The 20,948-nt window shown below is 39.1% G+C and carries 18 protein-coding genes; 10 read left to right on the top strand and 8 right to left on the bottom strand.

The window, feature by feature from the left end; translation table 11 throughout:
• Nucleotides 1–198: 198 nt before the first annotated feature.
• The 3 genes from scpC to EXE29_RS00990 all read right to left on the bottom strand — a co-directional run bounded on the left by scpC (nucleotide 199) and on the right by EXE29_RS00990 (nucleotide 4,835).
• A complete protein-coding gene (gene scpC, locus EXE29_RS01000; RefSeq protein WP_171406238.1) occupies nucleotides 199–1,695 on the bottom strand; it encodes a succinyl-CoA:acetate CoA-transferase ScpC in 1,497 nt (498 codons plus the stop codon).
• A gap of 97 nt (nucleotides 1,696–1,792) precedes the next feature.
• Nucleotides 1,793–2,968: a thiolase family protein gene (locus tag EXE29_RS00995; protein WP_117007151.1), complete on the bottom strand. Its 1,176-nt coding sequence runs from the start codon at nucleotides 2,966–2,968 to the stop codon at nucleotides 1,793–1,795.
• A gap of 88 nt (nucleotides 2,969–3,056) precedes the next feature.
• Entirely contained in the window at nucleotides 3,057–4,835 is a 1,779-nt protein-coding gene (locus EXE29_RS00990; RefSeq protein ID WP_117007150.1) for an acyl-CoA dehydrogenase C-terminal domain-containing protein, read from the bottom strand.
• Nucleotides 4,836–5,237: 402 nt separating this feature from the next.
• Between EXE29_RS00990 and EXE29_RS00985 the strand changes: the two genes are divergently transcribed.
• Nucleotides 5,238–5,849, top strand: a complete 612-nt coding sequence (locus tag EXE29_RS00985; RefSeq protein ID WP_106985185.1) for a TetR/AcrR family transcriptional regulator — start codon at nucleotides 5,238–5,240, stop codon at nucleotides 5,847–5,849.
• 131 nt (nucleotides 5,850–5,980) lie between these two features.
• Here the strand turns inward: EXE29_RS00985 and EXE29_RS00980 are convergent, their stop codons facing one another.
• The 4 genes from EXE29_RS00980 to cysK form a co-directional block, all read right to left on the bottom strand.
• Nucleotides 5,981–6,178, bottom strand: coding sequence for a heavy-metal-associated domain-containing protein (locus EXE29_RS00980; protein ID WP_106985186.1), 198 nt, complete (start codon nucleotides 6,176–6,178; stop codon nucleotides 5,981–5,983).
• Between the two features lie 90 nt (nucleotides 6,179–6,268).
• Nucleotides 6,269–6,664 carry a Cu(I)-responsive transcriptional regulator gene (gene cueR, locus EXE29_RS00975; protein ID WP_120363681.1) on the bottom strand — a complete coding sequence of 132 codons (396 nt, stop codon included), beginning with the start codon at nucleotides 6,662–6,664 and terminating at the stop codon, nucleotides 6,269–6,271.
• Between the two features lie 3 nt (nucleotides 6,665–6,667).
• Entirely contained in the window at nucleotides 6,668–9,373 is a 2,706-nt protein-coding gene (locus EXE29_RS00970; RefSeq protein ID WP_120363680.1) for a heavy metal translocating P-type ATPase, read from the bottom strand.
• Nucleotides 9,374–9,518: 145 nt separating this feature from the next.
• The gene (gene cysK / locus EXE29_RS00965) at nucleotides 9,519–10,517 is read right to left on the bottom strand and encodes a cysteine synthase A (RefSeq protein ID WP_120363679.1); all 999 of its coding nucleotides are present in this window, start codon (nucleotides 10,515–10,517) and stop codon (nucleotides 9,519–9,521) included.
• Between the two features lie 283 nt (nucleotides 10,518–10,800).
• Here cysK and EXE29_RS00960 point away from each other — a divergent pair, with 283 nt between their 5' ends.
• From EXE29_RS00960 to EXE29_RS00940, 5 genes are all read left to right on the top strand, one after another.
• On the top strand, nucleotides 10,801–11,118 hold the full coding sequence (locus tag EXE29_RS00960) for an ArsR/SmtB family transcription factor (RefSeq protein WP_106985190.1): 318 nt from the start codon (nucleotides 10,801–10,803) through the stop codon (nucleotides 11,116–11,118).
• A gap of 237 nt (nucleotides 11,119–11,355) precedes the next feature.
• Nucleotides 11,356–13,092: a SulP family inorganic anion transporter gene (locus EXE29_RS00955; protein WP_120363678.1), complete on the top strand. Its 1,737-nt coding sequence runs from the start codon at nucleotides 11,356–11,358 to the stop codon at nucleotides 13,090–13,092.
• 209 nt (nucleotides 13,093–13,301) lie between these two features.
• The gene (gene sstT / locus EXE29_RS00950; protein WP_120363677.1) at nucleotides 13,302–14,498 is read left to right on the top strand and encodes a serine/threonine transporter SstT; all 1,197 of its coding nucleotides are present in this window, start codon (nucleotides 13,302–13,304) and stop codon (nucleotides 14,496–14,498) included.
• Between the two features lie 34 nt (nucleotides 14,499–14,532).
• Nucleotides 14,533–15,207, top strand: a complete 675-nt coding sequence (locus EXE29_RS00945) for a YoaK family protein (protein ID WP_106985193.1) — start codon at nucleotides 14,533–14,535, stop codon at nucleotides 15,205–15,207.
• A gap of 16 nt (nucleotides 15,208–15,223) precedes the next feature.
• Nucleotides 15,224–15,760 carry a DUF2058 domain-containing protein gene (locus tag EXE29_RS00940; protein WP_120363676.1) on the top strand — a complete coding sequence of 179 codons (537 nt, stop codon included), beginning with the start codon at nucleotides 15,224–15,226 and terminating at the stop codon, nucleotides 15,758–15,760.
• Nucleotides 15,761–15,831: 71 nt separating this feature from the next.
• Here the strand turns inward: EXE29_RS00940 and EXE29_RS00935 are convergent, their stop codons facing one another.
• Complete coding sequence (locus EXE29_RS00935) at nucleotides 15,832–16,470, bottom strand: nucleotide-binding protein (protein ID WP_120363675.1); 639 nt, start codon at nucleotides 16,468–16,470, stop codon at nucleotides 15,832–15,834.
• 287 nt (nucleotides 16,471–16,757) lie between these two features.
• On the opposite strand from EXE29_RS00935, the gene EXE29_RS00930 reads away from it, so the two are divergent.
• The 4 genes from EXE29_RS00930 to gcvH all read left to right on the top strand — a co-directional run bounded on the left by EXE29_RS00930 (nucleotide 16,758) and on the right by gcvH (nucleotide 20,710).
• Nucleotides 16,758–18,587 (top strand): ABC transporter ATP-binding protein, encoded by a 1,830-nt coding sequence (locus EXE29_RS00930; protein WP_120363674.1) that lies wholly within the window; start codon nucleotides 16,758–16,760, stop codon nucleotides 18,585–18,587.
• Between the two features lie 42 nt (nucleotides 18,588–18,629).
• The gene (locus EXE29_RS00925; RefSeq protein WP_120363673.1) at nucleotides 18,630–19,073 is read left to right on the top strand and encodes a MaoC family dehydratase; all 444 of its coding nucleotides are present in this window, start codon (nucleotides 18,630–18,632) and stop codon (nucleotides 19,071–19,073) included.
• Between the two features lie 149 nt (nucleotides 19,074–19,222).
• Nucleotides 19,223–20,251: an AraC family transcriptional regulator gene (locus tag EXE29_RS00920; RefSeq protein ID WP_106985198.1), complete on the top strand. Its 1,029-nt coding sequence runs from the start codon at nucleotides 19,223–19,225 to the stop codon at nucleotides 20,249–20,251.
• Between the two features lie 84 nt (nucleotides 20,252–20,335).
• Nucleotides 20,336–20,710: a glycine cleavage system protein GcvH gene (gene gcvH / locus EXE29_RS00915; RefSeq protein WP_117007140.1), complete on the top strand. Its 375-nt coding sequence runs from the start codon at nucleotides 20,336–20,338 to the stop codon at nucleotides 20,708–20,710.
• Nucleotides 20,711–20,948 lie beyond the last annotated feature (238 nt).

Raw genomic sequence — 20,948 nt, 5'->3', positions numbered from 1 at the left:
GATATTTATTTAATCGATTTTACTATTTTATGCACTATAAGTTAAGAATAACTAATTAATAAAATAATCTATACATCTTATTTTTAAATTTAAAACTTCATTCTGCTCCAGAATCAATTCTATAAAATACAATAAATGTATTCATACCCATATAAAAAGCCCGAAGAGTTCGGGCTTTTTATTAACTAAACAGTTTTATTAAGCTGTTTTCATACTACCAGTTTCTTCAAACTGTGCATGCCAAGACAGTGCTTCATTTAATAAGTGTGGGGTTTGTCCCCCATGCTCACATGCACGCTCGAAGTAACTTAATAAAGCTTCACGATAATCAGGATGTGCACAGCACTCAATGACTTTACGTGCACGCTCACGAGGTGCAAGTCCACGTAAATCTGCCAAACCTTGTTCAGTCACCAAAACATCCACATCGTGTTCAGTATGATCGGTATGACTCACCATTGGCACTACAGATGAAATTGCGCCAGCTTTTGCAATCGATTTAGTCACAAAAATTGCAATATGCGCATGGCGAGTAAAGTCACCTGAGCCACCAATGCCATTCATCATTTTAGTGCCCGTCACATGCGTCGAATTTACGTTGCCATAAATATCAAACTCAAGTGCCGTATTAATTGCAATAATGCCTAATCGACGAATAATTTCGGGATTATTTGAAATTTCTTGTGGACGTAAAACGATTTTGTCTTTGTATTGATCAAAATTTTGCATCACTTTTTGTGCACAAGATTCTGACAACGTCATAGAACAACCCGAAGCAAAAGTCATTTTTCCTGAATCAATCAGCTGGAAGGTGCAATCTTGTAAAACCTCAGAGTACATTTCTAAATTATTAAAATTAGAATGTTCAAAACCAGCAAACACGGCATTGGCAATTGAACCAACACCCGACTGTAATGGCCCTAAATTTTCAGGCAAACGGCCTTGTGCAACTTCTGCTTCAAAAAAATGAATCAGGTGTTTCGCAATTGACAGCGTATCTGTATCTGGCTCATCCATACCAAACTGTGTGTCGGGCAAATCATTCAGTACAATGGCTGCAATTTTTTCAGGGCTTACGTTAATTCCAATGGTACCGATACGATCACCCGCTTGAGTGAGTGGAATCGGGCCACGATTAGGACGCGCTTTCGGTAAATAAATATCATGTACGCCTTCAAGAACTGGATTGATCGTATTATCAATTTCGATAATCACTTGATCTGCCATTTCGATGAAGTTTGCTGAGTTACCACAAGAACCCGTTGGAATAATTTGTCCATCTTCAGTAATTGCAGTCGCTGCAATCACTGCAACATTAATACTTGGTAAGTTATGATGACGAATATTATCAGCCATTTCAGATAAATGCTGATCGATATACATCACTTCACCATTGTTAATGGCCTTACGTAATGTTGGGTCTGCCTGATATGGATAACGGCGTTGAATGGCATGTGCCTGACTTAAGCGCCCATCAATACTATTGCCTAAACTTGCACCTGTGGCCAAAGTAATACGTAAAGGATGAGCAGCCGCGTGATCTGCCAAAGCCAAAGGAACTGTCTTTGCCTCACCGGCACCACCAAAACCACTTAAACCCACTACCGAGCCGTCTTTAATTAATTCAATCGCTTGTTGCGCAGACATAACTTTGTCGCGAAGGGAGATTAAGCGAATGCGATCTAAACCGTTCATAATAAAAATCTCATAATAAACATCAATTATTCAACCACCCCAGCGTACTGAGACGGTGTTACAGCTTGCTTATCTAAAAATTTAAAACGATGATGAATTATATTAATTCAATTGCAATCGCAGTCGCCTCACCACCACCAATGCACAGTGCAGCGATGCCTTTTTTGCCACCCGTGCGCTTTAAAGCATGCATGAGTGTCACAATAATACGTGAACCTGATGAACCTAATGGATGACCGAGTGCGCATGCACCGCCATTTACGTTCACTTTCGCTTCGTCGAGCTTAAAGCCATCTATCGCAAGCATCGTCACCATGGCAAAAGCTTCGTTTACTTCCCAAAGGTCAACTTCGTCTGCTGTCCAACCTGCTTTTTGTAAAGCTTTCTCAATCGCGCCTACTGGTGCAATTGTAAACTCAGATGGATGCTGTGAATTTGTCGCGTAAGCAACAACCTTAGCCATTGGCTTCAAGCCACGTGCATTTGCTGTTTCTTCAGAAGTAATCACCAATGCCGAAGCACCATCTGAGATTGAACTCGCATTCGCAGCAGTAATCGTGCCGTCTTTTTTAAATGCTGGACGTAATGTTGGAATTTTTTCTGGTTTTGCACTCAAAGGCTGTTCATCAGTATCAACAACCACATCGCCCTTGCGTGATTTTACTGTAACAGGTGCAATTTCAGCCTTGAAATAACCACCATTTACAGCCGTTACCGCTTTATTCAAAGAGTTAATTGCAAATGCATCTTGCTGCTCGCGGGTATAGCCTTTTTTATCGGCCATTTCCTGTGCCAAAATCCCCATAGAAAGGCCAGTTTCAGCATCTTCTAAACCTTCTTGGAACATGTGATCCGTGGTTTTACCATGCCCCATGCGATAGCCTGAGCGTGCTTTTTCCAGTAAATATGGTGCATTTGACATAGACTCCATGCCACCTGCAACCACAATTTGTGCAGAGCCCGCTTTAATTGCATCGGCTGCTTGCATCACAGCTTTCATGCCAGAACCACAAATTTTATTAATTGTGGTCGCGCCTGTTGAATCAGGTAAACCTGCAAGTCGCATTGCTTGACGTGCTGGGCCTTGTTTTAAACCTGCGGGTAAAACACAACCAAAAATCACTTCATCAATATCAGTTGCCTGTAAACCTGAACGTTCCACAGTTGCTTGAATCGCAACAGCGCCTAGCTCTGGTGCTGTACATGATGAAAGTGAACCCTGAAAACCACCCATCGCTGTACGAACGCCATCAACAATAACAATCATTTTTATACCATCCTGTATTTATACATCTTGTTTACCCTAAGAAGCTTAATTCTTCTTAGGGCATTTCCATCTATAATCGTAAACTGTTTTTTAATTATGCTTGTGCAGTAAAGTAGTCTTGCGGTAATTGCATAATTAAATCAGCACCTGCGTAAATACGCTCTGCGCGTGCAGCCAAGTCTGGCAATACTTTTGCAACATAGTAATCAGCAAGCACAAGTTTATGTTGATAGAACGGCTCTGCTTTCACACGAGCAGCTTCATGAATGCGTGCATACATATAAACAAAGCTAAGTAAGCCCACAACATGTAAGTAATCCACTGCCACAGCGTTACTAAAGTTAGGATTTAACTTCGATTGTTCAACAACAAATTGCGTTAATGCTTCTACTTTCTCACATACATTCAAGGCTGCTTGTTTTACTTTTGAATCTGGCATGTTATTGCTAAATTCGCGAATTTCAGCCATATACTCTGCAACAAATGCACCTGAGCATTTCGTGGTTTTACGGCCAATCAAATCTATCGCTTGTACACCATTAGTGCCTTCATAGATTTGTGCAATACGTAAGTCACGAATACACTGTTCCATGCCCCATTCACGAATATAACCATGTCCACCAAAGCACATTTGAGCTTCTAAAGTAGCTTGCAATGCAGTATCAGTTAAATAGGCCTTAGCAATTGGTGTCAGTAATGCAACACGGTCATTGGCTTTACGAACAGCCTCAGCATCGGTTGAGTATTTTGTGATATCTAATTGCTGACCTACATATACGGCAAATGCACGTGATGCTTCATTATTTGCACGTACATTGAGCAACATACGGCGTACATCACCATGTACTAAAATTGAATCAGCTGGTTTTTCAGGACTTTGAACACCTGTAGCTGCGCGGCCTTGTAAACGATCTGTCGCATATTGTGCTGCATTTTGATAAGCATATTCTGAAGCACCAATACCCTGAATACCCATTGATAAACGTTCATAGTTCATCATAACAAACATACCAGCAAGGCCTTCATTTTCATTGCCAACCATGTAGCCTTTAGCACCATCAAAGTTCATCACACAAGTTGCAGAGCCTTTGATGCCCATTTTGTGTTCAATTGAACCTGCAGCTACAGCATTGCGCTCACCTAATGTACCGTCGGCATTGACCAAAAATTTCGGCACAATAAACAACGAAATACCACGTGAACCAGCAGGTGCATTAGGTGTTTTTGCCAACACTAAATGAATAATGTTTTCGCAAAGATCATGCTCACCGCTGGTAATAAAAATTTTGGTACCCGTAATATTGTATGAACCGTCATCATTCGGTTCAGCTTTGGTTTTAATAATCCCTAAATCTGTACCAGAGTGAGGCTCTGTCAAACACATCGTACCAGACCACTCACCTGTATAAAATTTTGGTAAATAGGTTTCTTTTTGTTCTTGAGAAGCACGGTCATTAATGGCCATACCTGCGCCAACTGTGAGTAGCGGATAAAGCATAAATGATGGGTTGGTACTCCAAATCATTTCATCTGCCAACACAGTGAGCATTTTTGGCATACCTTGGCCACCCCATTCTTCTGGAGCACCTAAACCGACCCAACCACCTTGCGCAAATTGATTAAATGCCTCTTTAAAACCTTCAGGTGTTTTTACTTCACCTAGGTTAAATTGAGCACCACCTGATTCATCAGCACTACGGTTAAGGTCTAAAATGACATTTTTAGAAAATTTAGCCATTTCTTCTAAAATTGCATTTGCGGTTGCAACATCTAAGTGCGCTAAATTTTCGTTGGCTTGCCAAAACTCATCAGCTTTAAATACATCATTTAAGATGAAGTCCATGTCTTTGAGTGGTGCGTTATAAATTGGCATTTAATAGTCCTTAATTTATTACATGCTGATGCGAGGCTTCAGCTTTTTGCAGATAACAGTCAGCTATAAGAAAATACTTGGCATTTCTTAGGCTTAAAATTTAAATTTCTGAGAGCTATACGGTCAGATAAATTGATCTGAAACAGTGTTAAAAACGTGCTAAGACAATAGAATAATTTATTTTAAAATGGAATTTTATTTGCCAAATATGACCTCAAGGGTTCAGTTTTCTTGACATTGGGCGCTAATACTACAAGATTGTTCACATATTCTTCATCTTTGTATTAAACGGCTATTTTTAGTTCAAAATAGAATACACTGCTCGACCTTAGTGTTATTTTAGCAAGCATTAAATCACCGTAATCTTCTATCATATTCTCCATTGATGTATTTGGAATAAAAATGACTACAGTACGCCAACAAAATTTTCTACAACGCAAAGAGAAAATTTTAGCGATGGCCGAAACGTTATTGCTAGACAACAATCAGGACATTACTTTAAGTGAATTAGCAGGCGAATTAGATATTGCTAAGGGCACGATTTACAAACATTTTAAAAGTAAAAACCAGCTGTATTTAGAATTAATTATTTTAAATGAGCAACGTTTGCTAGAGATTTCCAAAAAATATAATCACGATATTAAAACCTATGTTTCACAATACATGCTCTACAACATGCTGAATTCGAATCGAACGATTCTTTTGCATGTAATTGAAGAACGCTTAACCAATAATGAGCGTAAACTCAAAGACTTATTTGAAGAGCTTTATCATATTCGTGAGCAACGAATACTTGAAATCAAAGATTTATTTGCGCACCATCTCAAAGAAACCAACAGCATGATGTCGATTCGTGACTATTTATCCTATATTTGGACGGTCACTTACGGCGCTTCACTTTTATTAAACTCAACGCACTATCAAAAATCGATCGGTTCACGAGAGCGCTTAATTAAACTTTATGTCAATCAAGCACTGATGACACCAGATAAAATTGCAAGCCAAAACAATTAAGTCTTGTTCTTTCTACATTTATCAATGCTGTTCAAAGTAGCACAATTTTAAAAATGGCTAATTTTGCACACAATAAAGCCCAGTTAAACCGGGCTTTATTGACAACAGTTAAATTATTTAGCTCGTAACCATTAAGCCAATTGCACTGCTGGAAAGCCATCTTCCGCTAAAACCTCTAAAAGTTTTTGCTGTTCCGCAGTACTATCAACTTCCACAATTTTACTTGCAACATCAATATTTACTGTCGCATTTGGATCAAGGTCTTTAATACTCGCAGTCACGCTACGTGCACATCCGCCACAGGTCATTGCATCGATACGTAGTTTCATAGCATTTTTTCCTCATGTTTGTTGTGTTAAACAAAGCTATACAACGATATTTAAAAACTTAAAGCTTCCAATAGGGTGAAGGTCAAGCCCCTAATTCATTCCAAATTCAATTTTATTTAAAATTTCGCATTCAGATTGCTGATTTCCAGCACAACAATGGACAGACTGTTCTAAGTGATCCACCATGGTTTGTAAATCTACAATTTTTTGTTTTAACGCCAGAATATGCTTTTGAGTTAAAGCTTTTACTTCGGCACTTTGTCGGTCGTGGTTTTTCCACAGCTCTAGAAGCTCTTTCATTTGCTCTGTAGAAAAGCCAAGTTCTCTGGCATGTCGAATAAAATGCAAGGTTTTTAGGTCGTCTTCACTGTACATCCGATAACCTGCATCGCTACGTTTAGATGCTGGCAATACGCCAATGTCTTCATAATAACGAATCATTTTTGCAGAAATGCCCGAGTTTTTTGCAACTTGTCCTATATTCATGTGTTAAGACTCCAATTTCATTGGCTTACTATCAGCGATGCTCTGTGCCCATGTAGGCTGATAACGCTTTAAGCGTAGCGCATTACTAATCACAAATACTGAGGATAATGCCATCGCTCCAGCAGCAAACATAGGCGAAAGTAATATTCCAAAAAATGGATATAACAGCCCTGCCGCAACTGGAATTAAAGCCACATTATAAATAAAAGCCCAAAATAAATTTTGACGGATGTTATTCATGGTTGCGGTACTCAAGCCAATTGCAGTTGGTACTGCTTGTAAATTTCCAGACATCAGCACGACATCTGCAGCTTCAATTGCAATATCTGTTCCTGTGCCAATGGCTAAACCAACATCAGCCTGTGCGAGTGCTGGAGCATCATTAATACCATCCCCAACAAAAGCGGTAATGCCATATTTAGCTTGAAGCTGTTTTACGGCATGTACTTTCTCATCGGGTAATACTTCTGCAATCACCGTATCTATCTGCAGCTGTTGTGCAATCGCCTGAGCCGTATGTGCATTATCCCCAGTAATCATGGCAACTTTTAAGCCTTGTGCATGTAAAGCACGGATTGCACTAAAAGTGGTTTCTTTAATTGGATCTGCAACGGCAATAATGGCTGCTAAATGCTGATCAATTGCAACATACAGGGGTGTTTTCCCTTGCTCGCCCAGCTGTTGTGCCATGGCTGTAAAGACATCAATATTTAACCCTAAATCAAGCATTAAACGTGCAGCACCAATATGAATTTGCTTTCCATGTAATTCAGCACGAATACCCGCGCCTGTAATTGAATCGAAATGGTCTACATGAAGACATTCAAGTGATAAATCCTGAGCGGCTTGTACAATTGCATAAGCAATAGGATGCTCTGATTTTGCTTCTACAGAGGCCACCCATTGTAAAACTTCATGCTCATTAAAGCCTTCAGTCACCTGAAAATCAGTCAGTTGGGGTTTGCCTTCGGTCAGCGTCCCAGTTTTATCAACTGCAACGACTTGAGTTGCTTTAAGTTGTTGTAAGGCTTCGCCTTTACGAAATAAAACACCTAATTCTGCACCACGCCCCGTACCTACCATAATCGACATTGGTGTTGCCAAGCCCATTGCACACGGGCACGCAATAATCAGTACAGCCACAGCATTGACTAATGCATAGGTAAGACTCGGTTCGGGCCCAACTAAATACCAAACTACAAATGTGAATGTAGCCAATAACATTACGGCGGGTACAAACCATAAAGTGACTTTATCCACTAAGGTTTGAATTGGAAGTTTTGAACCCTGTGCCTTTTCAACCATGTGAATAATTTGTGAAAGCACTGAGTCTTGACCCACAGATGTTGCTTTTACTGTCAAATTGCCATTTTGATTAATAGTTCCCCCAACAACGTGTTGCCCTGCAACTTTTTCCACGGCTAAAGGCTCACCGCTAATCATGGATTCATCAATATAGCTAGCACCTGAAATCACTTCTCCATCTACAGGTACTTTTTCACCTGGACGAACTTCAAAGACCATACCAGACTGGACTTGCTCTATCGGCATTTCTATAAAAGTACCATCTTGCATAACACGTGCAGTTTTGGCTTGTATACCCATCAAATATTGTATGGCCTGTGAAGTTTTACCTTTGGCTTTGGCTTCTAAATAACGTCCCAATAAAATTAAAACAATAATGACTGCTGCAGACTCAAAATAAACATACACCGTACCTTGTGGTAATAACTGTGGCATAAAGAGTGCAATACACGAAAATAGATACGCAGAGAATGTGCCCACAGCCACCAAGGAATTCATGTCTGGGGCTAAACGTAATAAAGCTGGAATCCCATGCTGATAAAAACGACGTCCCGGTAACAGTAAAACCAAACTTGTGAATATAAATTGGATATACCAGCTATTTTGTAGGCCAATAGAACCATGTATCCAATGATGAAAAGCTGGAATCAAATGGCTACCCATTTCTAAGACAAAAACAGGAAGCGTAAAAATCAAAGCAATGATCAAATCACGTTTCAGTACCTGTATTTCTTGTTGTTTTTTTTCTGCTCGTGTTTCATCTAATGCTTGAGCAAGACGAGCTTCATAACCAGCCTTTTTTACTGCCTGTATTAATGCTTCGGGTTGACCACCGTACACCATGGCTTTTTCAGTTGCTAGATTAACAGTGGCATGACTCACACCATCTACTTTCATTAAAGCTTTTTCCACACGTGCAACACATGAAGCACAGGTCATCCCGACCAGATCTAATTCTATGGGTTGGGTTGCAATGCTATATCCAGCTTTTTCAATCGTTTTATACAGTTGCTGTATATTCAATGCGCTCAAGGCGTTTACGGTCGCTTTTTCCGTAGCCAAATTAACAGTGCTGTGCAGTACACCATCAACTTTATTAAGCGCTTTTTCTACTCGTGCAACACATGATGCACAGGTCATACCTTCAATAGGAATTTCTACTTGTTGGGTTGAAACATCAAATCCTGACCGTTCAATTGCTTGAACAACACGATTAAGCTCAATGGGTTGCTTACTCTCAATATGGGCTTGTTCAGTCGCCAAATTAACCGTAGCATTTTCTATCTGCTCGATTTTATTTAATGCTTTTTCTACTCTTACAGCACATGAGGCACAAGTCATCCCTTCAATATCTACAGTAAGTTGATATTGTTCTTGTTTTTTTTCAGCGCTTGCGGTCGACATATTAAATGCCTCATAAATGATTAAATTAATATCTATAGCTTAAACATTGCCATATTGGTAAGGTCAAGCCATCACCATAAAAAAACAGGCGCATCCGCCTGTTTTTTTATTTACACATCCAATCATTGATAATGATTGTACGGTCTTAGTCTGCAGAAATATCTTCAAACAGTACTGAAGATAAATAGCGCTCGCCACCGTCTGGTAAAATCACCACAATAGTTTTACCCGCATTTTCTGGTCGTGCAGCCAATTTGGCAGCAGCAGCCATAGCTGCACCACTCGAAATACCCACCAAAATACCTTCATGAGTCGCTGTTTTACGCGCCCATTCAATTGCTTCAGCACTCTCAATTGCAAGTACTTCATCAACTAAATCAAGGTCAAGGTTTTTAGGAATAAAGTTCGCACCAATGCCCTGAATTTTATGTGGCCCTGGTGTTAAAGTTTCCCCGCGTTTTGCCTGACCAATAATTGGAGACTCTGCTGGCTCTACCGCAACCGAATAAATAGGCTGATTTTTCACTTGCTCAAAATAACGTGAAATACCTGAAATCGTGCCACCTGTACCTACGCCTGATACTAAAATATCAACCTTACCGCCAGTTGCTTCCCAAATTTCAGGGCCTGTGGTTAATTCATGAATTTTAGGGTTTGCTGGATTTTCAAATTGCTGTGGCAGATAATAAGTTTCTGGATTTTCTGCAACCAAACGTTCAGCTTCTTCAATCGCACCTTTCATGCCTTTTGCAGGCTCGGTTAATACCAAGTTTGCCCCAAAAGATTTTAAAACTTTACGGCGCTCAATACTCATGCTGGCTGGCATCGTTAACGTAATATCATAACCTTTAGCAGCCGCAACAAAAGCCAAAGCAATACCTGTATTACCGCTGGTTGGCTCTACAATATGCATGCCCGCTTTTAACAAGCCTTTTTCTTCAGCATCTGCAATTAAAGCAGCACCTACACGGCACTTAACAGAAAATGCAGGATTACGGCTTTCTACTTTTGCTAAAACCGTTGCATCCGACTGAATAGCACGATTAATGCGTACAAGTGGCGTATTACCAATGGCCTCCGCATTATTGCTATAAACAGCAACACCTAAATTACTTGGTACTGGAAAAGCACTATCAGTTGTCATGAGTATTCCCTTAATTTTATACATCACTGCAATCTTAAGCATCATAACGCCAATTTGAAAGTGCTGTATATTTTTTGCCTAAAATACATAAATTTGTGCTAAATTTTTAATCGCCTTGTATATTCGTTATTCGATGTAGTAAATAAATGCATCTTTTTGATACATATAATTTTTATTGATATTTATTTTCACTAAAAACCATCAATTATCGGCATTTTTTTACAGCGCCTACGTCAGATAACCGTATACTTATTCCACGCCAAACCTATATGGATACTCTGAAATGAATACGGATCTAGAAATCACCAGTTTGCGTGATTCTGCAGATATCGTCGTCGGTGTTCTAAAATCCTTAGCAAACACTGATCGGCTACTTATATTATGTCACTTAGCACAAGATGAACTAAATGTTTCACAAATCGAGCAAATGACAGACATCTGCCAACCCACATTATCTCAACAACTGATGATGTTACGTAAAAGTGATGTGGTGAGCACACGACGTGATGGCAAGCAAATTTATTACTCAATTAAAGACGAAAATTTGGTTACCGTACTCAAAACATTGCAAGATTTATATTGCACCGCACCTGAAGTCTAAAAAAAATTCTTGGCTGACAGTACCTAAAAACAATTCTTCATTGACAGCCAATAGCCAGATTTTTTAGTCCCTTTATTCTACAAATCTCCATCCTCAGCAAAAAAACATATTTCACTTCGCTCTCTTATTACTTTAATTTTATCTCCATGCCTTAAAAATAAAGCATCAGAAATTTTGGCAGGACTTCTTAGCATTTTTTATGCATAATATATATTAAATTATGATTTAGAATTTTTTATGTCAGATTTAAAACAACGCATCTTGGGTTATTTTCCTGCGTGGCAATGGCTACAAGACTATCATTTAGGTAAATTTAAATCTGACGTATTGGCTGCATTAATTGTGATTGCCATGTTGGTGCCACAAGGGATGGCCTATGCCATGCTTGCAGGTTTACCACCCATCATGGGCTTATATGCCAGTATGTTACCCATGATTATTTATGCTATGACAGGTAGTAGCTCGACTTTATCAATTGGGCCCGTCGCCATTATTTCTATGATGACATTTGCTACCCTCAACCCTTTATTTGAAGCTGGCTCACCAGTTTACATAGATGCAGCTATGTTATTGGCGGTAATGGTCGGGGTGATTTCTTTTTTATTGGGTATTTTTAGGTTTGGTTTTTTAATCCAATTGATCAGCCATCCGGTTATCAAAAGTTTTATTATTGCTTCTGCACTTATTATTGCTTTAGGACAAATCAAATTTTTGCTCGATGTTCCTTTAAATGGCAATAACATTCCGCAATTTATTCAAAGTGCTTGGCAATATTTATCTTTCACTCATATATTTTCATTATGCTTTGGCCTGATCGCAATTTTATTTTTAATTTATGCGCCAAAATTACTCAATAGCCAAGCTATACAAGGGCGAATCGGCTCAACCAATTTTTTAATAAAAGCACTCCCCTTAATTTTGGTGGTCATTTCCATTGCACTGACCATAGGCTTTGGCCTAAAAGCCTATGGGCTTAAAACAGTCGGTGAAATTCCTTCAGGATTTCCCCCTTTACACATGCCTTTCTGGACATGGGATTTGGTGCTTAAATTGCTTCCTGGCGCAGCGATGATTGCCATGATCAGTTTTGTCGAATCATTGTCCATTGCACAAGCCACAGCACTACAGCAACGTAGCCATCTCAATAGTAACCAAGAACTAGTCGCTTTAGGGCTTGCAAATTTAAGTGCAGGCCTAAGCTCAGCATTCCCTGTAACAGGCAGTTTGTCTCGTACTGTTGTTAATGCCGATGCTGGTGCTAAAACGCCTATGGCTGGCGTTTTATCCTCAATCTTTATTATTATTGTAACGCTATACTTTACGAGCTTTTTTAAAGATCTGCCTTTGGTTATTTTGGCGGCCACTATTATTGTATCTATTTGGAAATTGGTAGATTTCAAACCTTTTGTGGATACTTGGCACTATTCAAGAGCTGATGGCATTGCGATGTGGATTACGTTCTTAGGCGTGATTGTTATTGACATTTCAACGGGCTTAATGATCGGTATTATCTCTACCTTTATTCTTATGCTTTGGCGTATTAGTCGACCACACATGGCCGTGATTGGCTTGGTTGAAGGCACACAACATTTTAGAAATATACAACGCCATCATGTGGTTACAACTGCAGATATTTTATCTGTTCGTATTGATGAAAGCCTCACATTCTTAAATGCCAATGCATTAAAAGGCTTTTTGATTAATGAAATTAGCCATCAAACTGAACTACGCCATGTAATTTTGAATTGCTCTAGTGTCAGTAGTATCGACTACAGCGCATTAGAAATGCTTGAGGAAATTAATGCTGAGCTTAATAAACTCAATATACGGTTGCATTTTTCAGAGGTCAAAGGCCCTGTCATGGACAAACTGCAACAATCTAAGTTGCTTAAGCATTTAAGTGGCCAAATTTATTTGACGCATTTTAAGGCTATACAAAGCCTTTCTCCTAAAATTCTTGAATATCAAATCTAAATGATAAAAAAGCCTCAGCTTATGAGGCTTTTTTATCAATAAGTCATGTATTTTATTCAAAATCCAATGTATTTTTGTAAAAAATGCAACTGAAAAACAATAACTTAATTTTTATATTCATTTTTCTTACTAGCTAATAATTTTTTCAGTATAAAATAGGCGCCTAATTTTCATCAATTTTGTCATTGTAATTCTGACAAGGCTCTCCTATGTTCACTGCTTTTACGCGTTTGAGTTTAGTAACCCGAATTATTATCGCCATTATTTTGGGCGTATTGGTTGCTGTTTTTTTCCCAAATGCAGCTCCTTATCTAAGTATGCTAGGTGATTTATTCATCAAAGCATTAAAATCTGTTGCGCCAGTTCTTGTATTTGTCTTGGTATTGGCTTCCATTGCAAACTTTAAAGTTGGTAGTAGCAATGCTTACATTAAGCCAATTATGTTGATGTATGCCATTGGTATGTTCTTGGCTGCTCTAAGTGCAGTCATTGTCAGCATTTTCTCGCCAAGCACTTTATTCTTGAATGTTCCAGCACAAGCTGATTTGACACCACCAGGAAGCCTTGCAGAAATCATGAAAAATTTGTTATTGAGTTTCGTTGCAAACCCAGTAACTGCTATTTCTGATGCTAACTTTATTGGTATCTTGGCATGGGCTGTAGCACTAGGCATTGCTTTTCGTCATGCTGCGGATACTACCAAAACTTTTCTTACCGATATGGCTAATGCAGTTAACAGTGTTATTCGCATCGTGATTAACTTTGCACCATTAGGTATTTTTGGTTTGGTGGCTGTGACATTTGCAGATGCGGGTTTAAGTACGCTTGCAAGCTATACACATTTGTTGGCCGTACTGATTGGCACAATGTTCTTTGTGGCTTTGGTAATCAACCCAATTATGGTGGCATTTGTAACACGCTCAAATCCATATCCATTGGTGTTCCAATGCTTACGTGAAAGTGGCATTACCGCTTTCTTTACACGTAGCTCAGCTGCTAACATTCCTGTGAACTTAGACTTAGCAAAACGTTTAGGTGTACCTGAATCAACTGCAAGCGTTGCGATTCCACTGGGTGCAACAATTAACATGGCAGGTGCCTCTGTAACAATTACAGTGCTTACACTCGCAGCAGTAAATACCTTAGGAATTAGTGTAGATTTCACAACGATGCTAATTTTATCCGTATTGGCTACTATTTCGGCATGTGGTGCATCTGGTGTTGCTGGCGGTTCATTATTATTAATTCCTGTTGCCTGTGGCCTATTTGGTATTTCATCAGATATTGCTATGCAAGTAGTTGCAATTGGTATGGTCATTAGTGTTTTACAAGACTCTACTGAAACAGCCCTAAACTCTTCGACTGACGTATTATTTACTGCAGCTGTAGACCGTGGTTTAAAGTAATATACTCATTCGTATATAAAATGCGCTGTTTATTATGCCATTTCAAACTTTACCAGCATGGATACAACTTGGCGCATTCTTTCTTGCGATGAATGCAGGCATGATCAATGTCATTGGCTTGGTCACTGTTCTGCATCAGTCTGTATCTCATATGACAGGCAACGTCAGTATGCTTGCTCAAGCCATCATCACATGGCAACCCGAACATGTGTTGTATTTGGTTCTGGTCATTCTTTGCTATGTGATTGGCTCATTTTATAGTGGGCTCATTCTGGGAAATAGTCACTTTCGCTTAGGTCGCCTTTATGGCATTCCCTTAAGCTTGGTGGCTTTTTTTATTTTACTCTGTTGGCTATTGGTACCTTATTTCCCAAGATATGCACTTTTATGGGCTTGTGTGGCAATGGGCGTACAAAATGCCATGGTTAGCCACTATAAAGGCACAATTATTCGCACGACGCATTTATCTGGTGTATTAACCGACTTAGGTTTAGCACTAGGTTATCAGCTACGTGGCCTTCCAGTAGAAAAACGCAGAATATTACTGCATGTACTCATCTTAATGGGCTTCTTTTTAGGCGGGATAGTTGCTTCTTTACTTTATCCTTTATTAAAATTGAATACATTCTTAATACCCGCAGCCTTAAGTCTTTGCATGAGTGCTGTGTACTGGGTCATTTATTTGCGCTATCGGCACATTCAACATTAGTTTGGACTTTTTTTTCATGGTTAAAAATGCATTACAAGCACAGCTACTCAAAGCTGGCTTGGTCGACAATCAAAAGGCAAAAAAACTGTCAAAACAAGCAGCTCACGCAAAACGTACTGGCGACAGCAATGAAGCAGAAATAAAGGCAAAAATTGCACAAGATCAGCAGCAAAAGCAAGCGCGTGACCAAGCTATCGAACAAGAGAAAAAGGCTGCTTTACAAGAAAAAGAGCTAAAAGCTGCCATTGTTCAAATGATCAATCAGCATAAAATTCGCCAAACCGATGGCGATTCTGTGTATCAATTTATTGATGAAAACAAAATTAAAAAGGTTTATATCAATCAACAAATTTATAATGCTTTGGTTGCAGGTAGTCTTGTTGTTGCAAAAGACAACGACAGCTATGCATTTTTACCTAAGCCATTGGCTGAACGTATTAACAGCAAAATGGAAGGCTTTATTATTGTCAATAATTCCGAGAAGCATGAACAAACCACTGAGGAAGAAGATCCTTACGCAGCGTACGTCATTCCAGATGATTTGATGTGGTAATTCTTGCTATAAGCAGTATTAAAGCCCCGTTGTTTTGCACATGGGGCTTTTTTAATAATATAAGCAGTAAATTAATCAGCCAGTAAGTCTGCCAATACTTGATCCATGAGCTCACCTTGTTGTGGTTGCGTTTTCCAAATGCATTGACTCGCCTGCATGGCCTGAACAAAACTTGAATCGCCATAAACAATCGTATTTAAAAATCGCATGCCTGGCATGTCTTGTAATAACTGGTTGGCTTGTTCGATTTTTTGCGCTTCAGTTTGCATGGGTATTTTGTTCAAAAGCACATATACACGTAATTGTGGATTGGATTGCTTCATGGCTATCGCCAGTTCCACCATCTCAGCAAGGAGCTTTAAATCTTGCGCTGTTACACCAGTTGGAATAATCATTTTATGCGCATGCTTTAATACTGAGCGTAGTGCTTTACTATCGTGTCCATCAATATCTACCACTATCTTATCGTATTGCTTTTGCAAATGCTGTATGCGCTGATCTAGTGTGATGGCATCATTTTCTGAGACATCAAGGTGCTCAAAAGCAAGATTTTTATCATGTTGTAGCGCCCATTCAAAATGGTCAGTGCTTAAATCTGCATCTAAAAGCATAGTTTTGTGATTTTGCTTTAAATATTCACACAAATGCATTGCAATGGTGGTTTTACCTGAGCCAGCTTTTAAACTGCTAATCACATAAATATTTGCCACTGTTTATCCCCCCTTTAATTATTTTAACGCCAGAGCAAAAACAGCACCTGCTCAATTATTTTTCTATATATATTTTCATGTGCCGATTCTCAAAAGTGAACCCTACTGACTCGTCATTCATCTCGTTTTATTTATTCATTACACTAAAATATATTCAAATTTAGTCAATTACTCTCACCAATCAAAACAGCTTTTAGATCGCAACTCTGCTATAAGTACAATTGCTATAAAGGTATGAATTTCAGTTAATATAGAGCGGTAACGCTACAAAGAAAGGTGATTGTCGTATGTTAAAGTGGTTTGAAAAATTGGTAGATCCCTACCCAACCAAAGGCTTAAATGAACCTTTGCCTACCACTTTCTTTGCCTTTGTTTGGAAAGCAGCAGATGGCGTAAAGCGCTATTTACTACTTTTGGTCTTATGTACAGCTGGTGCTGCCAGCTTTGAAGCACTACTCTATGCCAAAATTGGTGACTTGGTGAACTGGTTGAGCCAAAGCCAGCCTGAAACATTCATGGCGAATCATCAGCAAAATTTGATTATTTTAACCAGTATTTTACTGGCCAATGTTTTCTTCTCCAGCTTACAAACAATTGTTAAACATCAAATGCTCTATAGCAGTTTTCCGATGCGATTACGCTGGCGTTTTCATAACCTTTTACTACAACAAAGTCTCGATTTTTTTCACAATGATTTTGCCGGTCGTTTATCTGCCAAAGTCATGCAAACTGCATTAGCAGTACGCGAATTTTGGATTATTTTAGGCGACATGTTGGCCTATGTTTTAATTTATTTCGTCACCGTCAGCTTGGTATTTGCTGCCATTTCGCCAATGCTACTCATCCCACTGATGTTGTGGCTTGTTCTGTTTATTGCATCTGCAGCATACTTTATTCCAAGGCTCAGTAAAATTTCCAATCAACAAGCCGATGCACGTGCCGTAATGACAGGCCGAGTTACAGACGCCTACACCAACATTCAAACGGTGAAGCTGTTTGCACATGCTGGACGTGAAAGCCAATATGCCAAAAGCTCAATGCAAGAGTTTATGGTGACGGTGTTTAAACAAATGCGTTTAGGTGCACGCTATTCTATTAGTATTAGCATTTTAAATATTGTGCTATACGGCGGTGTGATTGGAACAGCCGTATATTTATGGCTACATGGCCAAGCTGAACTTGGTGTGATTGCAGCTGCAACAGCAATGATTTTAAAGCTGAGTAGTATTGCTGAATTTATTATGTGGCAAACTTCTGCACTGTTTGAAAATGTCGGAACAATTCAAGATGGTATGAAAACTTTAGGGCGCCGTATTAATATTCAAGACAAAGAAAATGCCCAAGAGCTACAAGTACCGCATGGTGAAATTAAATTTGAAAATTTAAGTTTTGCCTATAATGATAAAAAAGTAATTGATCAGTTCAATTTAACCATCCAACCTGGTGAAAAAATCGGTATTGTGGGGCGCTCAGGTGCAGGTAAATCCACACTTATTCAGTTACTTTTACACTTTTATCGTATCAACGATGGTCGTATTTCGATTGATGGCCAAAATATAGAAGATGTTACACAAGACAGCTTAAGAAAAAACATTGCTTTAGTCACGCAAGATACTTCGTTATTGCATAGAACTGTTGAAGAAAATATTAAATATGGTCGACCAGATGCTTCAGATGAAGAAATGTTTGATGCCGTACGTAAAGCCAAAGCAGAAGAGTTTATCCCACAATTGGTCGACTTACGTGGCCAAAAAGGCTATGACGCTTTTGTCGGTGAGCGCGGTGTAAAACTATCGGGTGGACAACGTCAACGTATTGCAATTGCACGTGTATTTTTAAAGGATGCACCTATTTTAATTTTAGATGAAGCAACCAGTGCTTTAGACTCTGAAGTTGAAGCAGCCATTCAGTCCAGTTTAGATGAATTGATGCAAGGTAAAACTGTGATTGCGATTGCACATCGTTTATCTACGATTGCACAAATGGATCGCTTGATTGTACTTGATCAGGGTCGCATTGCAGAACAAGGCACACATGATGAATTAGTTGCTTTAAATGGAATTTATGCACATTTATGGCAACGTCAAACAGGTGGTTTTTTACTCGAGCAGTCTTAATTTTTAACTATTCTGTATCGGAACATAAGGAAATTTAACCGCATGCTATATTTGGAAGATATTAAAATTGGCGATCGCTTTATCAGTCGTGAATATGAAATGACCCTTACGGAAATTAAACAATTTGCACAGGCGTATGATCCACAACCCTTTCATACCGACGAGGCACTAGCAGCCGAACACCCAATTTTCCAAGGTATTGCAGCCAGTGGTTGGCATACAGCAGCCGTCACTATGCGCTTATGGACAGAGTGCTTTCCGATCGCCAATGGCCTGATTGGCTCTGAAACCAGTGTGCGCTGGCCACGGCCGACCCGACCAGGTGATAAAATACATGTGGAAGTTGAAATTGTTGCGATCACGCCATCGCGTAGTAAGCCTGATCGTGCCATTGTGACTTACATTACACAAGCACTGAATCAAACGCAGGATGTAGTTTATATTTCCACCACAAAAATTGTGGTATTTAAAAAAGAAACATCTTAAATTCAGTACTGCTATTTTTAGTTTAGAAGCTTTACTTGAGCTCAACAGTCTGGATGCATATTGTCCAACAATTTTAATGGGCTTATCTTGGATTTCATGCCAATATAAGTCCGAATATAAAAATATAAAATGATTGCAATGGATCGCGCATGAAAACAAACGCCACACGTCAAGATCAAGGTATACCAGGTGTTTATGGCTTACTTCTTTTAGATGTAGTCTCTCGTTGGGGTTACAATGATCAAACTCTATTTTCGCCATTTGATCTCAATAGCGAACAACTTGCAGATCCTGATTATCGCATCCCTACACCTGTCGCGAATCAATTGATTCAACATGCTTTAAGATTAACGGGTGAACCAACTTTAGGGTATCACCTTGGCAACCAAATGCGGATTTCTATTCATGGTTTTATTGGTTATGCCATTATGACTGCTGAGAATATTACCGATGCATTAATCTTAGCCAATCGATTCATACAACTGCGTTTACCTTTTTTACAATTATTTTTTTCGACTTTTGGCAACAAGGCAACCATACAATTACAAACTGATATTGAACTTGAGCCAATCCGTTCAGAAATTTCGATCGCCTTAATGTTCGGTCTCGTCAGTATGGGTAAGGCAATTACCGGCGTAGATGATGCTTCAGGGGAAATTGATTTCGATTTTCCACAGCCCGAAGGCTTTGAGCGATTTATGGCCAAGTATCCAAATCATACTTTCCGTTTTGATCAGCCTCACCTACTCTTGAGTTTTAACAAAAACTATTTAAGCAATAAACTGGTCAATGCCGATCCGATCGCCAGCCAAATTGCAATTAATCAATGCGAAGCTGAACTTTCTGCTTTAGGTGAACGCCATCGAATTGCAATGCGTGTACGGGATATTCTAACGAACTCAGAGCAACATTATTTAAGCATTGAAGCCGTCGCTGAACGCTTATTTATGTCAGATCGAACGCTGAAACGTCAATTGGCAGCAGAAGGCACTTCTTTTTCTACCTTGGTCGATGAAGTTAGATACCGCCATGCCACCTCTTTACTATCCCGCACTGACTTTACCTTAGAGCAAATTGCCGATGAACTTGGCTATAGCGACGTTGCAAATTTTAGTCGTGCTTTTAAACGTTGGAGCGGTCGTAGCCCAAGTAACTGGCGTAAAGACCCTTATTTATAATTCTGACTGATTATTACTTTTTTTTTTAACTAAAAGCATGTATAAACATGCAAAAATGACTTTCACAGCTTTAAGGAGTTATCCATGAATCATCCTTCAGAACTAAAATATGCACGTACACATGAATGGGTGCGTATTGAAGGTGATCTTGTTGTAACGGGTATTTCAGACCACGCTCAAGACGCGTTAGGTGATTTAGTTTATGTTGAAGCACCTGAAGTAGGTCAAAAAATTACTGCTGGCGAACAAGCAGGTGTAGTTGAATCAGTAAAAACTGCATCTGATATTCATGCACCTATTACGGGTACTGTTGTAGAAGTTAATCCAGATTTAGAAGATGACCCTGATTTTGTAAATGATTCACCTTATGACAAAGGCTGGATTTATAAAATTAAACCAGACAATATTGCAGATGTTGAAGGCTTACTCAGCAGTGCTGATTACGAAGCTGGCCTTTAATTTAGTACTCTAAGTTTGAAACCAAATAAAATCAGCCAGATGGCTGATTTTATTTTTTCAGTGATAATAATTGGTTCGACTCAGCCTAACCTATCTCGTTTTGTTATGTTTAAAACCAATAGAATTCAGGTTTTTCTCAATATGAATTGTACAAATAACCCGAGTTTAAAATAATAAAGGCATGATTTTTATCATGCCTTTATTCAATAGCTAGATGTTTAGATGCGAGCAAATTTGC

The organism is Acinetobacter sp. WCHAc060006 (assembly GCF_004209135.1).
Lineage (GTDB): Bacteria > Pseudomonadota > Gammaproteobacteria > Pseudomonadales > Moraxellaceae > Acinetobacter > Acinetobacter cumulans.
Note: the sequence above shows the minus strand (reverse complement) of the source record. Positions and strands in the feature narration are given on the sequence as shown.

Bases quoted from the DNA above. Each gene is read 5' to 3' on its own strand.
- scpC (WP_171406238.1), bottom strand. From the start codon at position 1,695: ATGAACGGTTTAGATCGCATTCGCTTAATCTCCCTTCGCGACAAAGTT.
- EXE29_RS00990 (WP_117007150.1), bottom strand. From the start codon at position 4,835: ATGCCAATTTATAACGCACCACTCAAAGACATGGACTTCATCTTAAAT.
- EXE29_RS00985 (WP_106985185.1), top strand. From the start codon at position 5,238: ATGACTACAGTACGCCAACAAAATTTTCTACAACGCAAAGAGAAAATT.
- EXE29_RS00980 (WP_106985186.1), bottom strand. From the start codon at position 6,178: ATGAAACTACGTATCGATGCAATGACCTGTGGCGGATGTGCACGTAGC.
- cueR (WP_120363681.1), bottom strand. From the start codon at position 6,664: ATGAATATAGGACAAGTTGCAAAAAACTCGGGCATTTCTGCAAAAATG.
- EXE29_RS00970 (WP_120363680.1), bottom strand. From the start codon at position 9,373: ATGTCGACCGCAAGCGCTGAAAAAAAACAAGAACAATATCAACTTACT.
- cysK (WP_120363679.1), bottom strand. From the start codon at position 10,517: ATGACAACTGATAGTGCTTTTCCAGTACCAAGTAATTTAGGTGTTGCT.
- EXE29_RS00960 (WP_106985190.1), top strand. From the start codon at position 10,801: ATGAATACGGATCTAGAAATCACCAGTTTGCGTGATTCTGCAGATATC.
- EXE29_RS00955 (WP_120363678.1), top strand. From the start codon at position 11,356: ATGTCAGATTTAAAACAACGCATCTTGGGTTATTTTCCTGCGTGGCAA.
- sstT (WP_120363677.1), top strand. From the start codon at position 13,302: ATGTTCACTGCTTTTACGCGTTTGAGTTTAGTAACCCGAATTATTATC.
- EXE29_RS00945 (WP_106985193.1), top strand. From the start codon at position 14,533: ATGCCATTTCAAACTTTACCAGCATGGATACAACTTGGCGCATTCTTT.
- EXE29_RS00940 (WP_120363676.1), top strand. From the start codon at position 15,224: ATGGTTAAAAATGCATTACAAGCACAGCTACTCAAAGCTGGCTTGGTC.
- EXE29_RS00930 (WP_120363674.1), top strand. From the start codon at position 16,758: ATGTTAAAGTGGTTTGAAAAATTGGTAGATCCCTACCCAACCAAAGGC.
- EXE29_RS00925 (WP_120363673.1), top strand. From the start codon at position 18,630: ATGCTATATTTGGAAGATATTAAAATTGGCGATCGCTTTATCAGTCGT.
- EXE29_RS00920 (WP_106985198.1), top strand. From the start codon at position 19,223: ATGAAAACAAACGCCACACGTCAAGATCAAGGTATACCAGGTGTTTAT.
- gcvH (WP_117007140.1), top strand. From the start codon at position 20,336: ATGAATCATCCTTCAGAACTAAAATATGCACGTACACATGAATGGGTG.